Source organism: Streptococcus halitosis (genome assembly GCF_027691175.1).
In the GTDB taxonomy this organism is placed as follows: domain Bacteria; phylum Bacillota; class Bacilli; order Lactobacillales; family Streptococcaceae; genus Streptococcus; species Streptococcus halitosis_A.
The window spans coordinates 648,076-663,008 of the sequence record NZ_JAQFBD010000001.1 but is presented as its reverse complement, the minus strand read 5'-3'; the positions used below and the strand labels follow the sequence as shown (position 1 = coordinate 663,008).

General features: G+C 39.9%; 14 protein-coding genes and 1 pseudogene. 7 read left to right on the top strand and 8 right to left on the bottom strand.

Going from position 1 to position 14,933, the window contains the following annotated elements; genetic code table 11:
* Positions 1 to 107 precede the first annotated feature (107 nt).
* From PG086_RS03205 to PG086_RS03180, 7 genes and pseudogenes are all read left to right on the top strand, one after another.
* Positions 108 to 338 (top strand): DUF1797 family protein, encoded by a 231-nt coding sequence (locus tag PG086_RS03205; protein WP_270747826.1) that lies wholly within the window; start codon positions 108 to 110, stop codon positions 336 to 338.
* A gap of 238 nt (positions 339 to 576) precedes the next feature.
* On the top strand, positions 577 to 2,838 hold the full coding sequence (locus PG086_RS03200; protein ID WP_270747824.1) for an ATP-dependent Clp protease ATP-binding subunit: 2,262 nt from the start codon (positions 577 to 579) through the stop codon (positions 2,836 to 2,838).
* Between the two features lie 30 nt (positions 2,839 to 2,868).
* A pseudogene (locus tag PG086_RS09725) lies at positions 2,869 to 2,943 on the top strand (conjugal transfer protein TraG); the annotation flags it as partial.
* Between the two features lie 79 nt (positions 2,944 to 3,022).
* Positions 3,023 to 3,595, top strand: coding sequence for a superinfection exclusion B family protein (locus tag PG086_RS03195; RefSeq protein ID WP_044021075.1), 573 nt, complete (start codon positions 3,023 to 3,025; stop codon positions 3,593 to 3,595).
* A 284-nt stretch (positions 3,596 to 3,879) separates the two neighbouring features.
* Positions 3,880 to 4,191 (top strand): single-stranded DNA-binding protein, encoded by a 312-nt coding sequence (locus PG086_RS03190; RefSeq protein ID WP_084853861.1) that lies wholly within the window; start codon positions 3,880 to 3,882, stop codon positions 4,189 to 4,191.
* Between the two features lie 132 nt (positions 4,192 to 4,323).
* On the top strand, positions 4,324 to 4,776 hold the full coding sequence (locus PG086_RS03185) for an NUDIX hydrolase (RefSeq protein ID WP_270747818.1): 453 nt from the start codon (positions 4,324 to 4,326) through the stop codon (positions 4,774 to 4,776).
* Between the two features lie 58 nt (positions 4,777 to 4,834).
* Entirely contained in the window at positions 4,835 to 5,134 is a 300-nt protein-coding gene (locus tag PG086_RS03180) for a DUF1827 family protein (RefSeq protein WP_000767187.1), read from the top strand.
* A 71-nt stretch (positions 5,135 to 5,205) separates the two neighbouring features.
* On the opposite strand, the gene metK is transcribed toward PG086_RS03180, so the two are convergent.
* The 8 genes from metK to PG086_RS03140 all read right to left on the bottom strand — a co-directional run bounded on the left by metK (position 5,206) and on the right by PG086_RS03140 (position 14,813).
* Positions 5,206 to 6,396: a methionine adenosyltransferase gene (gene metK, locus PG086_RS03175; protein WP_270747816.1), complete on the bottom strand. Its 1,191-nt coding sequence runs from the start codon at positions 6,394 to 6,396 to the stop codon at positions 5,206 to 5,208.
* 180 nt (positions 6,397 to 6,576) lie between these two features.
* A complete protein-coding gene (locus tag PG086_RS03170; protein ID WP_270747814.1) occupies positions 6,577 to 7,920 on the bottom strand; it encodes a DEAD/DEAH box helicase in 1,344 nt (447 codons plus the stop codon).
* Between the two features lie 131 nt (positions 7,921 to 8,051).
* Positions 8,052 to 8,867: an endonuclease/exonuclease/phosphatase family protein gene (locus PG086_RS03165; protein ID WP_270747812.1), complete on the bottom strand. Its 816-nt coding sequence runs from the start codon at positions 8,865 to 8,867 to the stop codon at positions 8,052 to 8,054.
* A 51-nt stretch (positions 8,868 to 8,918) separates the two neighbouring features.
* Positions 8,919 to 11,105 carry a PTS transporter subunit IIBC gene (locus PG086_RS03160; protein ID WP_096421903.1) on the bottom strand — a complete coding sequence of 729 codons (2,187 nt, stop codon included), beginning with the start codon at positions 11,103 to 11,105 and terminating at the stop codon, positions 8,919 to 8,921.
* A 216-nt stretch (positions 11,106 to 11,321) separates the two neighbouring features.
* Positions 11,322 to 12,248 carry a permease-like cell division protein FtsX gene (ftsX, locus tag PG086_RS03155; protein ID WP_000625557.1) on the bottom strand — a complete coding sequence of 309 codons (927 nt, stop codon included), beginning with the start codon at positions 12,246 to 12,248 and terminating at the stop codon, positions 11,322 to 11,324.
* The gene (ftsE, locus tag PG086_RS03150) at positions 12,241 to 12,933 is read right to left on the bottom strand and encodes a cell division ATP-binding protein FtsE (RefSeq protein WP_000022273.1); all 693 of its coding nucleotides are present in this window, start codon (positions 12,931 to 12,933) and stop codon (positions 12,241 to 12,243) included. The genes ftsX and ftsE overlap by 8 nt, the downstream gene beginning before the upstream one ends.
* Positions 12,934 to 12,950: 17 nt before the next feature.
* A protein-coding gene (gene prfB / locus PG086_RS03145; protein ID WP_142357175.1) for a peptide chain release factor 2 occupies positions 12,951 to 14,046 on the bottom strand; the annotation gives its coding sequence in 2 pieces (ribosomal slippage) (positions 12,951 to 13,973 and positions 13,975 to 14,046; 1,095 coding nt in all).
* A 110-nt stretch (positions 14,047 to 14,156) separates the two neighbouring features.
* Positions 14,157 to 14,813, bottom strand: a complete 657-nt coding sequence (locus PG086_RS03140; RefSeq protein WP_000268650.1) for a CBS domain-containing protein — start codon at positions 14,811 to 14,813, stop codon at positions 14,157 to 14,159.
* Between the last annotated feature and the right edge of the window lie 120 nt (positions 14,814 to 14,933).

The following is a 14,933-nucleotide window of genomic DNA, read 5'->3' as shown; positions in this document are numbered from 1 at the left end:
ATTAACTTGATAGAATAGAGAAATAGAGAGAAATCACAGTTTTTTTCTAGTCAACTACCTCTTGTTTATGGTAAAATAGAAACGATAAGAAATGGAGGAGAATCATAATGGAATCACATTTGGTTAGAATCATCAACCGCCTAGAAGCAATGGCAAAAGATGGTGGGAATCTAAAACGTAATTTTGAACGTGAAGGTGTTGTTGTCGCAGAAGTTGCATACAGCCACGACGAAGAAAACGGATCACTCTTCACCCTTCGCGATGTAGAAGCTCGTGAAACTTATACCTTTGATAGCATTGATTTGATTGCAATGGAGATCTACGAACTCCTTTACTAATATAAAAACAACGGGCAGTAAGGCCCGATAAATGAGAATCCTTTTTGTCACCGCAAATGGGATTTTTTCTTACCTTCAATGTCGCTGGATTCTCCATAAATCCTTCTTTTAAAAACGACCACTTCCCAATCTTTTTACTTGCTTTACACCTTAATCATGCTATAATGAGAGTATAAAACTTTGACTATTCTTGACCTTTTTCTTAGGCCAAGTATAAGAATGAAATGAGGTAGATGTTATGCTCTGTCAAAACTGTAAAATTAACGACTCAACAATTCATCTGTATACCAATATCAATGGACAGCAAAAGCAAATTGATCTTTGTCAAAACTGCTATAAAATTATCAAAACAGATCCAAATAATACCCTCTTTAAAGGAATGACTGACTTAAACAATCATGACTTTGATCCATTCGGCGACTTTTTCAATGACTTGAACAATTTCAAACCTTCTTCTAATAACGTCCCTCCAACTCAATCTGGTGGGGGATATGGAGGAAACGGTGGTTATGGACCTCAAAACCGCGGACCTGTTCAAACACCTCCTCCTAGCCAAGAAAGAGGACTCCTAGAGGAGTATGGTATCAACGTGACTGAAATAGCCCGTCGAGGAGATATTGACCCTGTTATAGGTCGAGATGAGGAGATTATCCGAGTTATCGAAATCCTCAACCGAAGAACCAAGAACAATCCTGTTCTTATCGGAGAACCTGGTGTTGGTAAAACAGCTGTTGTAGAAGGTCTAGCTCAGAAGATTGTCGATGGTGATGTTCCCCATAAACTCCAAGGCAAGCAGGTCATCCGTCTGGATGTGGTTAGCCTAGTTCAAGGAACAGGGATCCGAGGCCAATTTGAGGAACGTATGCAAAAACTCATGGAAGAAATTCGCAAACGCGAGGACATCATCCTCTTTATCGATGAAATCCATGAAATTGTTGGCGCTGGATCTGCTGGCGATGGCAATATGGATGCAGGAAATATCCTCAAACCAGCCCTTGCCCGTGGTGAATTGCAACTGGTAGGTGCCACTACTCTCAATGAATACCGTATCATTGAAAAAGATGCTGCCCTCGAACGCCGTATGCAGCCTGTCAAGGTAGATGAACCAACTGTCGAAGAAACCATTACCATCCTCAAAGGGGTTCAAAAAAAATACGAAGACTATCATCACGTCAAGTACACAGACGCTGCTATCGAAGCTGCTGCTACTCTTTCCAACCGATACATCCAAGACCGCTTCTTGCCAGACAAGGCTATTGACCTGTTGGATGAGGCTGGTTCTAAGATGAATCTAACGCTGAACTTTGTTGATCCTAAAGTGATTGACCAGCGTTTAATTGAAGCTGAGAATCTCAAGGCTCAGGCTACTCGAGAGGAAGACTTTGAAAAGGCTGCCTATTTCCGCGATCAGATTGCCAAGTATAAGGAAATGCAGAAAAACAAGGTGACTGACCAAGATACTCCTATCATTAGCGAGAAAACCATTGAACATATCATTGAGCAGAAAACCAATATTCCTGTTGGAGAACTCAAAGAAAAGGAACAATCTCAGCTTATCCATCTAGCAGACGACCTCAAAACTCATGTCATTGGTCAAGATGAAGCTGTCGATAAGATTGCCAAAGCCATCCGTCGTAATCGTGTTGGACTTGGAACTCCTAACCGCCCAATCGGAAGCTTCCTCTTTGTCGGACCAACTGGTGTCGGTAAAACAGAACTTTCCAAACAACTAGCCATTGAGCTCTTTGGCTCTGCTGACAGCATGATTCGCTTTGATATGAGTGAATACATGGAAAAACACAGTGTGGCTAAATTAATCGGTGCCCCTCCAGGCTATGTAGGCTATGATGAAGCTGGTCAACTGACTGAAAAGGTTCGTCGCAATCCCTACTCTCTCATCCTTCTCGATGAAGTTGAAAAAGCCCATCCAGATGTGATGCACATGTTCCTTCAAGTCTTAGACGATGGTCGTTTGACAGATGGGCAAGGACGTACAGTTAGCTTTAAGGATGCCATCATTATCATGACCTCAAATGCAGGTACTGGTAAGGCCGAAGCCAGCGTTGGTTTTGGAGCTGCTCGTGAAGGTCGAACCAACTCTGTTCTCGGTGAACTCGGTAACTTCTTTAGTCCAGAGTTTATGAACCGTTTTGATGGCATCATCGAATTTAAACCTCTCAGCAAGGACAACCTTCTCCAAATCGTCGAACTCATGCTAGCGGATGTCAACAAACGCCTCTCCAGCAACAATATCCACCTCGATGTGACAGACAAGGTCAAGGAAAAATTGGTTGACTTAGGTTATGATCCAAAAATGGGGGCACGCCCACTCCGCCGTACCATTCAAGACCATATCGAGGATGCCATCACTGACTACTACCTTGAAAATCCAAGTGAGAAAGACCTCAAGGCCGTCATGACAAGCAATGGTAAGATTCAAATCAAATCTGCCAAAAAAACTGAAAAAACAGAAGAAATTGCTTCTGAAAAAGAAGGATAAAACGATCTAACAGGTGCAGGAAGTCTAACGTTTGATATTGAGAGCTATATTAAGAGAAAAGGCGAAGTTAAGCTTAATAGAAATACAATAATTACAAGATTGTAATATTTTCTGTTATAGCTTTATGTGGCATGGGTATATTTGGTATAATAAAAGTCATATTAGAGATAGAGGAGATGTATGTGTGAATTTTGATTTTAAGATTGTGGATTTTTTTAAATTGCCTACCAAAATTATGTGTGCTATTAGCATAGCTACTGGACTTGTTTTATTTTTGCCAGATAGTTTCATTCAAAAAATGTATATGATTGATTTTAGAAATAAATATGGATTTACAATAGGTTTGATTTTTTTGATTTCTATTTCTATTGTTACAATAACAATTGTAGTATCACTATATAAGTATTTTAGTAATAAATATTTTTGGAAAAAATTTAAGGATACTGCAAAAGAAAGATTGTTGAAATTAGAAGATTATCAAAAGACCATAGTTTATGTTTTATATAAAGAAGATAATCATACTGAAGAATTACCTATACACGATGGGGCTGTAAGATGGCTTAAACAAAATATGGTGATAACAGAAACAACAAATCAGTACATGGTTTCTGATTTAAATAATGCAGTTTTTCCATTTATGTTAAATCCCTGGGTAGTAGAAGCTATGCAAAATGACGAAGAGCTAGTAAATGAATTTTCAAAAGCATATAAAAAAACGGGAAGCAAATACAATAAAATGATCTCCAATAGATATTAAAATAATTGCAATAAAGCCGACGATAGAAAGAAAAAATCTATCGTCTTTTTTAATCCCTATTTTCAATTTATATTGTGATCAATAAATAGGGAAAACTCGCAGAGAAGCTAACTAGTATTTCAAATGCATCTCACTAATATATACACGACAAAATGCTAGTTCCCTTAAATATGAAAGGAGAAAAGATGATAAGGATAAGAAGCCCTACCTAAAAGACAACTATATATACAAATACTTGGCGATTGGAATTAACTTTTCAGTCGCTTTTTTAATTGGAGGATAAAATGAACAAAGAAATGATTAATATCAATGACAATCTGATAAAAGAACCTACTTTTGGAACTTTTACAAGAGGGGATGAAGAGGTTCAAGTTGTAAATTTTGCTCTTTCGAAAGGATATGGAAAAGGTAGAGAATATATCAACTGTGCAGCCTATGGCAATAAATCTGAAGTAGCTAATGAATTTTCAGAAGGTGATTTCATTCATGTATATGGTTCCTTTAACAAACGAACTAAAAATGGAAAGACATATAAGAATTTTGTAGTTATGTCTATGAATAAAATTGAAAAGAAAGAAGAAAACGAGGAGGAATAAATAATGGATTTTTTCGTACAAGCAGTTAACAATTTCTGTACCTTTTTTTATTAAAATAACTGTAAATTCTTGACAGCTTGCCCCTCGTCCATTATGATAATAATAAAGATACTAGAGAATGAGGAAAATGCAATGGCAAACCCAACTTTTGGTGAAAAAAAAGAGAATGTGACTTACCAGCCCCGCTATGGTGTGTACGCAGTTATTCCGGATGAAGAAAAAAAACAAATTGTCTTAGTCCAAGCTCCCAATGGTGCTTGGTTCTTGCCAGGCGGAGAGATTGAAGCAGGCGAAGATCATCAAGAATCACTGAAGAGAGAACTAATCGAAGAACTTGGCTTTACAGCTGAGATTGGAACCTATTATGGGCAAGCTGATGAGTATTTCTACTCTCGCCATCGTGATACCTACTACTACAATCCAGCGTATCTCTATGAAGCTACTTCTTTCCAAGAAGTACAAAAACCATTGGAAGATTTTAATCATATTGCTTGGTTTCCTATTGATGAAGCAATTGAAAAACTCAAACGTGGTAGCCATAAATGGGGAATTGAAGCTTGGAAAATCCAGCATGGAATTGGCTAAAATACACGATTTTATCCAAAAAGTGCTATAATAGAGTTAGAAAATCGGAGGAACTGTTATGAAGCTTATCAACACGACTAATTCACACTCGCAACTTGTTAAAAACCAATTAGAAAGTACTGACGCAACTCTTGTCGAGGTCTATTCGGCCGGAAATACAGATGTGGTTTTCACACAAGCCCCGCTTCACTATGAAATCCTCATTTCCAACAAACACCGTGCTATTCGTGAACCCGAAATTGAAACCATCCAAGACTTCTTCTTGAAACGTAAAATCGACAAGGGAAGCATCGATGAAGCCAATATCAAAACCCTCTATTCGGATAAATTGATTGAGATTTCAATCCCTATAAAATAAGAAGACCAACTTAAAAGCTGGTCTTCACTTACAAAAAAGATTGGTAGTTGTGTACTACCAATCTTTTAATTTTATTTCACAGCCTCTTTCAAAGCATCTACCTTATCCAAACGTTCCCATGGAAGGTCAATATCTGTACGTCCCATGTGACCATATGCCGCTGTTTGACGGTAAATTGGACGTTTAAGATCCAGCATTTGGATAATTCCTGCAGGGCGAAGATCAAAGATTTGACGCGCTGCTTTTTCAAGTTTGCTTTCAGCTACTGTTCCTGTACCAAAAGTATCGATACGAACAGAAACAGGCTGTGCCACACCGATGGCATAGGCCAATTGCACTTCTACTTTCTTAGCAAGACCTGCTGCCACGATATTCTTGGCAATGTAGCGAGCCGCATAAGAGGCTGAACGGTCCACCTTCGTCGCATCCTTACCAGAGAAGGCACCGCCACCATGACGAGAATAGCCACCATAGGTATCCACGATGATCTTACGACCAGTCAAACCTGAGTCTCCTTGAGGTCCACCGATTACAAAGCGACCAGTCGGATTGATGAAGAATTTTGTTTGCTCATCCAAGTAAGAAGCTGGAATAACTTCTTTGATAACCTTGTCAATCACATCTTGATGGATTTGTTCATTAGTAGCTTCTGGATCGTGCTGAGTTGAAATCACGACTGTGTCCACACGTACTGGACGATCATTTTCATCATACTCAACTGTAACTTGTGATTTAGCATCAGGACGAAGATAGCTAATTTCACCAGACTTACGAAGTTCTGCCAAGCGACGAACCAGTTTGTGGCTGAGTGAAATTGGCAATGGCATGAGTTCTTCTGTCTCATCCACTGCAAATCCAAACATGAGACCTTGGTCACCAGCACCAATCAAGTCAAGCGGATCTTGATCTGCATTTCCACGGACTTCCAAGGCTTCGTTAACACCTTGGGCGATATCCGGTGACTGCTCAACAAGCGATGGATGAACTCCAACTGTTTCCGCAGAAAAACCATATTCTGCATTCGTATAACCAATCTCTGCAATGGTATCACGAACCACACGGTTGATATCCACATAGGCATTTGTAGAAATTTCACCAAAAACATGGACAGAACCAGTGTATACAGCTGTCTCAGCAGCAACGTGCGCCTCTGGATCCTTTGCTAAAATAGCATCCAAAATCGCATCTGAAATTTGGTCTGCAATCTTATCCGGATGCCCCTCAGATACAGATTCAGACGTGAATAATTTACGTTCTGACATAAAAATGTCCCCCCTTAAAAAATATTGTTATAGAGTTACAAAGTACTGATAGAAATTTCTACCATCTTATCGGGACTATATAACCTTATCATTATACCACTTTTTACTCATTTTTGCATTCTTTTCGAAAATTTATAAAACGAAGGTACAAAAAGGAGCCATTCAGCTCCAATTTTGTTCTTAAAATGTTTGGCGTTTGGCTTTCCGCTCTGCACGGCCACGTGCGCGATTTTCAGCACGCTTGGTTTTGCGGCGTTTTTCATCAACCGCCCATTTGATTTTCTTCTTATAACCCGGTTTAACTTTTTTCTTTTTCTTCTTGACCAAGCCAATCATTTCGATATCAAGCTTATCCTGCTTCTTTTCACGATTGGCACGACGATCACGGTCATAGGTATCTTGAAACTCTCCGTCTTTGACCATCTTAGGAGTAAACTTGATACCTAATTTTTCCAACTCACGGATATCCGAGTCATCACTAGGCTGGTAAAGGGTAATAGCCGTACCAGGCAGTCCGTTGCGCCCAGTTCGTCCAACACGGTGCACGAAGAAGGACAAGTCTTGCGGAATGGCATCATTGATAACATGGCTGACACCTTCAATGTCAATTCCACGCGCTGCCAAGTCTGTTGCGACAATGTACTCAAAATCCAGATTTTTCACCTGATTCATGATTCGCTTGCGTTCACGAGGAGCAATATCTCCATGAATCTTAGCCACCTTCAATCCTTGAGCAGTCAAGTAGGCATGTAACTCATCTGCACGCGTTTTTGTGTTAACAAAGATCATTGCCAAATAAGGCTGCATCAACTGAGTCAATTCATAAATCTGAGCATTCTTATCGCGGCCCTTGGTCGAAATCAACCAGTTATCAATCGTATCTGAGATGACTGTTTTTGTTTTGATTTTCTCCATGACAGGATTGGACAAGTATTTTTTCAAGAACGGCTGTAACTTCTGTGGAATAGTCGCTGAAAAGACCATGAATTGCAAGTCTTTTGGAAGGCTCCCTGCAATCTTATCGACTGTCTCTAAGAATCCCATATCCAAGGTCATATCGGCTTCATCGACGACAAAGGTCTTAGCCTTGTGAATAGCTAAATCACCAGATTTGACCAAGTCATAGATACGACCTGGCGTTCCGATAACGATATGTGGTTGGTTGCTGGCAAGTTTTTCAATCTGACGCGCCTTATCCGTACCACCCACATAATTAACCACACGAACTTCGACATCTGAGTGAGCTGCAATCTGACGAGCTGCTTGGTAGATTTGAGTGGCCAACTCACGACTTGGTGCAGTAATGACTGCTTGCACACTATCGCTAGTTTCATCTAATTGCTGGAAAATTGGTAATAAGAAAGTATGAGTCTTTCCTGAACCTGTTTTCGATTCGCCCACCAAGTCACAACCTGCCAGTACAATAGGGATTAATTTTTCTTGTACCTCTGTTGGAGTTTTGAATTTCAAATCCTCCAAGGCTTCTACTATATAATTTTTAAATTGAAATTTCTTAAATGACATACTATCCTCGATTCTATCCTTTCAATTATACCATATTTTGTCCTATTGCAGTAGCCCCATTTGAGTCCCAGTCCTGTAGTAAAGATTCAAGTAGCTTAAAAGGTTGGAACCTCTGATTCCAACCTCTTTCATTATTTCCAGGTCAATACAGCATTCAAACCATAGTGGTCACTGACTTGTGGACCATTTTGGCCATCAAAAACTACATGCAAACTTTCCACTTCTAAGTCTTTTGTCGTAAAGACATAGTCGATTCGTAGTGGTTCGGTATTGCCTTTCCAGCCATCAATTTCTGGTGGAACGGTATAGCTACCACTTCTTTCTTTCGCAACTTCAAACGCGTCTTGTAATCCTAATGGGCTAGCTAAAATCGCTTGATAGCCTTCCTGACCAGCTGGATTATTAAAATCACCTGCTAAAATTAGAGGTTTGTTCAAATCTTTCAGTACAGCCTCAAATCGTGCCCATTCTTCTTGGAAACCTTTATCCCACCAAGAGAGATGGACACTTGCAACTGCAAGTTCTTTGCCTTCAACTACTGTTTCTGCTAAAGCAACTCGACGAGTGTGGTAATCTGTTGGATCATCTACATCTGATACTAAAATCTCACGCGCCTTAATAGGTGTTTTGGATAAGATAGCTACACCTTCATGGTAGCGGTCATAGCCGATATGGTTGTAAGCCCAAGTCCAGTAGTAGTTTTTCCCTTTCTCAGCCAATTTTTCAACCAGAAGTCGTACATAGTGATCCTGATGAATAGGTTCTGCTGATGGTAAAGCTTGATAGTGATTGTTAACCTCTACCTCCTGCGAAGTCATTTCTTGATTAATTTCTTGAAAACAAATCAAATCATAATCTTTGTCAAGAATATCTTGGAGCAAGAGCTGGAATTTTTCCTCTGCTTCTTTTTCCATCCAACTATGAGTATTGAGTGTTAAAAATTTCATGCTTTTCTCCTAAAACAAGAGGTTGGAAAACAGCTTCCAACCTCGAGTATATTACAATTCTACTTTAGCAACTGCTGTTTTAGCTGCAAGAGAACCTGTTTGTTCTAATTTAACTGATTTGATAGCATCACCATTTGTAAAGACAACCACTGTTGATGTTTCACGACCTGCTGCACGGATAGCATCCAAGTCAGCTGTAACAAGAAGATCACCTGCTGCAACCTTTTGTCCTTCAGAAACGTGAACAGTAAATGGTTTTCCTTCAAGGCTTACAGTATCCAAACCAATATGAACAAGTACTTCAAGACCTGATTCAGTCACAAGACCAAGTGCATGTTTTGTTGGGAAGATACTTGATACAGTACCTGTAACTGGAGATACAATGTTTCCATTTGCTGGTTCTACTGCAAAACCATCACCCATCATTTTTTGAGCAAAGACTGGATCTTTCACTTGTTCCAAGGCAATAACTTGACCGTCAGCTACTGAGTAAACTTCCTCAGTTACACCTTTAAAATGTACAGTATTTTTTTGAGCTTCTGTCATTTGGCTTGGAAGAGTTTCAGGAATTACTTCACCTGAGTCAAGGATATCTTGGATATCAGATTTCAATACGTCAGCTTTTGGTCCGTAGATAGCTTGGACACCTTGTCCTTTCATGACAAGCCCCATAGCGCCTTCTGCTTTCCATTGTTCCTCAGTACCAACACGATCTGCATCCTTAACAGTTACACGAAGACGAGTCATACATGCATCTACATCTACGATGTTTGCACGACCACCAAGAAGGTTAATGATATTTACAGCTTGAGAAGCCGCTGCAACTTTTGTTTCTCCTGGAGCTGCATCTTCTGATGCTCCTTCAGCAGTTTCATAGTTTCCGTTACGTCCTGGAGTTGCATAGTTGAATTTCTTAATCATGAAGTTGGCAATGAAGTACATGATGACTGCAAAGAGGACAGTTACCCAGATAAAGTTAATGATATCCATACCAAGACCAGCGTTGATAGCTAGCGGAGTACGAGTCAAGAATTCAATTGAACCGAATGAGTGCACACGAAGGTGAACAATATCCGCCATAGCAAAGGCAGCACCTTGAACAAGAGCATACACTAGGTAAAGAGGTGTTGCGATAAACATAAACATATACTCGATAGGTTCAGTAACCCCTGTCAAGAATGTTGCAAGGGCTGTCGCAATCATCATACCCTTGTATTGGTGTTTCTTGTCAGCATCAACATTGCGGTAGATAGCAACGATGACACCCATCAAGATACCAAATGAACCAATCATTTGTCCAACTTTGAAACGAGCTGGGTGAACAGTATCTAACAAGTGTTGGTATTGACTAGCATCAGTACCTTTAAGGTTTACAAGGTCTGTTACCCATGCAAGCCATAGTGGGTCTTGACCGAATACTTGAGTACCTTTAGCTGCACCAGTTAAAATGTCATAAGTACCACCAAGAGCTGTATAGTTCATTGGGATAGTCAACATGTGGTGAAGACCAAATGGCAAGAGCAAACGTTCCAAAGTACCATACAAGAATGGTGCAAGAACAGGTGCTGTTTCTTGTGAATTGGCAATCCAGATACCAAAGTTGTTGATACCTGTTTGAACAACTGGCCAGAAAGCTGCAAGCACAATTGCTGCAATAGCTGAACGAAGGATGACAACGAATGGTACGAAGCGTTTCCCATTGAAGAATGAAAGCGCATCAGGAAGTTTACGGTAGTTGTAGTATTTGTTAAAGGCAGTTGCCCCTACAAAACCAGAGATAATCCCTACAAAAACACCCATGTTCAATGCTGGTGCTTCAAGAACACTGATGAAGTAATCAGAAACTTTGATTGAGCCTCCAAAGAGAGTAGTGACCATAGCCTCAGGGTTTTTCAGCATATCACTTGTAACTCCAAAGATAGTACCAGTGATACGGTTGATTAAGATAAAGGCAAGTCCTGCTGCAAAAGCACCGCCTGCACGTTCTTTAGCCCAGCTACCACCGATAGCAAGAGCAAACAAAATATGAAGGTTACCGATAACTCCCCAACCGATTTGCTCAAGAATTCCACCTGTAATAACAAGTGGGGCAAGATTTGGGTCAATCAATGCAAGCGACTTACCGATTGAAATCATCAATCCAGCCGCTGGCATAACAGCGATAACCACCATCAATGCCTTACCGAATTTTTGCCAAAATTCGAAAGACAAGACATTTTTGAATGTAGCTTTCATCATTCAAATCTCCTTTATTTTATTTAGGCAAACGTTTTACGAAAACGTTTGCACTTATTTATAATTCAATTATACCACTTTATTTTTTTTTGTAAAGGCTTTTATAAAAAAATTGTCTACTTTTTTTAATTTTTAGAAGAAAAAAGAGAAGTTTACGAAAACTTCTCTTTAAAAATGTTTTGTTTTTCTGTTTTTATCTCAATTTGCATTTATATCCAATTAGATTTTCAAGAATCGACGCATGGAAATTCCTGAACCAATTGAACCAATGAAAATTCCGATTACAAATAGTAGAACTGTCATCAAAGGGACAAACACATCTGGTGTAATCATCGATAAGTTTTGACCTACCAAGGATTTATTGACCGATTGATAAACGATATTGTAAACAAAGAATACAAGAACTGAAGGAATTGCTGCGCCAAGCAAGCCAATAAAAGCACCTTCTAGCAAGAATGGGCCACGGATATAGCCATTTCTCGCTCCTACAAGACGCATGATCTGAATCTCACGACTACGTGAAATAATAGTGATACGAATGGTATTGGAGATGAGGAAGACTGCGATAAAAATCAAGAGCCCTGCAATAACCAATCCCCAAACACGGATAAAGGAAGCTAGTTCAAAAAGTCGTTGAGTGTTGGCTCCACCATCTTGAACTTCTGATACTCCCTCAATTTTCTTTGCTTCTTCAGCTACTGTTTTAACATCACTCGGAGAATTTGTATCAACGATATAGGCATCATAGAGAGGGTTTGCATCCCCTTCAAAGACCTTCCAATCGTCACCCATTGTTTCCGTCAATTTTTCGTACTGCTCTTCTTTACTTGAGAAGGTAACACTTTTAACAGCCGGCATCGCCTTCAAAGCATCATAGACCTTGTGGTAGTCATTATTGGTAACTGTCTGACCTTCTTTTTCAATCGTTTCACTGTTATCCGCTACATCCTTACGAATGTAGACCATAACACGAACATTGTTTTCAATATCGGTAGCCAGCTTTGCTGTATTAAAAATTACAGATGCAAACAGGGCAACCAGAGTCAAGGTAATCATAACCGAACTCACTGCTGCTACTGTCATCCAGCCATTTCGTTTTAAGCTTTTTAATGATTCAAATAAATGGCGAAAAAATCTACTAATCATCGTATCCATATTCTCCTTTAGCTTCGTCACGAACGACACGGCCATTTTCAATGGCAATGACACGGTGGCGCAAGGTATTTACAATCTGGCTATTGTGGGTCGCCATCAAGACAGTCGTACCTTGGAGATTGATGCGTTCCAACAGATTCATAATTTCCCAAGAATTATCTGGGTCCAAGTTTCCTGTTGGTTCATCAGCAATCAATACCTTAGGATTGTTGACAATCGCACGGGCAATCGCAATCCGTTGCTGTTCTCCACCTGAGAGTTCATTCGGGAAAGAACGAACCTTGTGTTTTAAACCTACTAGGTCCAACACTTCCATAACACGTTTTTTGATGTTACGGCGATTCTCTCCGATAACTTCCATTGCGTAGGCAATATTCTCATAAACCGTTTTCTTTGGCAAGAGTTTGTAATCTTGAAAGACAACCCCAACACTACGACGTAGAAGCGGGATATCTTTCTTCTTAATTTTAACTAGATTAAAGCCTGCAACTGTTAGGCTTCCTTTTTCGATCTTTACTTCTCGGTATAAAGCTCGAATAAAGGTTGACTTACCTGCCCCAGAAGGTCCTACGATATAGGCAAACTCTCCTGGTTCAATGGTGACAGAGACACCACGCAGGGCAGTCGTTCCATTGTCATACTTTTTGACAACATCTCTCATTTCAATGATTGACATATGAGTTCCTTTCTATCTTAGCTGATTCGCCACTTGAGGTAGGCATCGATAAAACCATCAAGGTCTCCATCCATCACCTTATCTACCTGAGCAACTTCAAAGCTTGTACGGTGATCTTTTACCATAGTATAAGGTGTGAAGACATAAGAACGGATCTGACTTCCCCATGTGATTTCTTTTTTTTCACCTTTGAGAGAATCAACTTCCGCAGCTTTCTTTTCTTGCTCCATCTGATAGAGCTTAGCCTGCAACATCTTCATGGCACGATCTCTATTTCCATACTGGGTACGATCGACCGTTGATTGGACGACAGTTCCTGTAGGAATGTGTGTCAAACGCACACCTGTTGAAACTTTATTGACGTTTTGTCCACCAGCACCACCTGAACGGAAGGTATCCATTTTGATATCATCTTCACGAATCTCCACTTCGATGGTATCATCCAACTCAGGCATAACCTCTACGGATGTAAATGAAGTATGGCGACGTTTGGCAGAGTCAAATGGTGAAATACGGACCAAACGGTGAACACCCATTTCTGATTTAAGTAGGCCGTATGCATTAGGTCCTTCAAAAGATAAGGTCACAGACTTGATACCTGCTTCATCACCAGCCTGGTAATCCAAAACTTCTACTTTAAAGCCTTTGGCATTTCCATAACGAGTATACATACGAAGCAACATATCGCCCCAGTCCTGTGCCTCAGTACCTCCAGATCCTGGATGGATTTCCAAGATTGCATTATTATGGTCATAAGGTTCTGACAAGAGAAGCGTCATTTCGTAATTGGTCATCATCTTATCCAACTCGGTTAGCTGCTCGACCAGTTCATCATGGACTGACTCGTCTTCTGCTAAAAAGTCCAATAAAATCTCAACTTCATCCTGCAACTCTTCCATTTTACGGAAGGTGTTGTAGGTGTTTTTTAATTCATTTAATTCTTGCGACGTCTTTTGGGCCGCGATATTATCGTTCCAAAAATCAGGTTCTGTCATCTTGTTTTCCAAGATGGCAATCTCTTCCTCTAAGCCTTCGAGGTCAAAGAGACCCCCTAAAAGAAGCTAATTTTTCACGATTTGCGTCAATTTTTTGACGAATTTCTGAAATGTCCATAGATACTCCTTTTCATATCGTTTTATTATACCATAATCTCTCATTTCTTTCCATATTTTGCTTTTCACCGCTTTTGATGGCAGAAGAAAAGAGGCTTTAAAGCCTCTGGTTTAAAGGACTTTGGCAGAGGTCTGAGTAATCTCCTCCACTTGAATTCCTTCTTTTTCAAACTTATCCTTTAATGAAGTCAAATCGATTTTTCCATCAATTTGAACTTCGATGACGACCTTCCCATCCTTACGTGGAATGTTAACTGTGTGCGAGATATTTAGATTTTCTTCTACTATTAGAGCTACAATTTTTCCCAGTACACCGACTTCATTTTCTGTGATAAAACGAACGCGGATTCCCTCTTCTCCGTATCCGGCAATTTCCAAGAATGCCCGAAAGACATCGCGATCTGTAATTACGCCATAAACTTGATGGTTGTCTACGACTGGTAATATCCCAATTTTATTTTTCAGCATCAGATAGGTCGCATCTTCTAGACTAGCATATCCAGAAACAGTCACGACATCTCGAATCATCACATCTTTTACTTTGGTTTTATTCAAAAGATAATTCATCTCATAGATAGAGAGACTTGTTGCTTTAGATGGGCTGGCTTCCGCGATGGTTCCTTCTGTTACCAATCCGACTAATTGATCGTTTTCGATAACAGGTAAACGGTGCAAGCCTTGCTCGCGCATCAAATCTGCTGCGTGTGCTACAGTCGTATCTGGACTGATATAAACTACCTTACGGGTCATGAAATCTTTAACTGCCATGAGACTTCTCCTTCTATATTGCTACTTTTATTATACACTTTCTTAGAAAATCTATCAAACGCTTTCATCTCTTTTTCAAGATTTTGAATAATCTGAGAAGTTTGCATAAAATGCCAGTAT

Coding starts and splice junctions, on each gene's coding strand:
- PG086_RS03205 (WP_270747826.1), top strand. CDS start 108: ATGGAATCACATTTGGTTAGAATCATCAACCGCCTAGAAGCAATGGCA.
- PG086_RS03200 (WP_270747824.1), top strand. CDS start 577: ATGCTCTGTCAAAACTGTAAAATTAACGACTCAACAATTCATCTGTAT.
- PG086_RS03190 (WP_084853861.1), top strand. CDS start 3,880: ATGAACAAAGAAATGATTAATATCAATGACAATCTGATAAAAGAACCT.
- PG086_RS03185 (WP_270747818.1), top strand. CDS start 4,324: ATGGCAAACCCAACTTTTGGTGAAAAAAAAGAGAATGTGACTTACCAG.
- PG086_RS03180 (WP_000767187.1), top strand. CDS start 4,835: ATGAAGCTTATCAACACGACTAATTCACACTCGCAACTTGTTAAAAAC.
- metK (WP_270747816.1), bottom strand. CDS start 6,396: ATGTCAGAACGTAAATTATTCACGTCTGAATCTGTATCTGAGGGGCAT.
- PG086_RS03170 (WP_270747814.1), bottom strand. CDS start 7,920: ATGTCATTTAAGAAATTTCAATTTAAAAATTATATAGTAGAAGCCTTG.
- PG086_RS03165 (WP_270747812.1), bottom strand. CDS start 8,867: ATGAAATTTTTAACACTCAATACTCATAGTTGGATGGAAAAAGAAGCA.
- PG086_RS03160 (WP_096421903.1), bottom strand. CDS start 11,105: ATGATGAAAGCTACATTCAAAAATGTCTTGTCTTTCGAATTTTGGCAA.
- ftsX (WP_000625557.1), bottom strand. CDS start 12,248: ATGATTAGTAGATTTTTTCGCCATTTATTTGAATCATTAAAAAGCTTA.
- ftsE (WP_000022273.1), bottom strand. CDS start 12,933: ATGTCAATCATTGAAATGAGAGATGTTGTCAAAAAGTATGACAATGGA.
- PG086_RS03140 (WP_000268650.1), bottom strand. CDS start 14,813: ATGGCAGTTAAAGATTTCATGACCCGTAAGGTAGTTTATATCAGTCCA.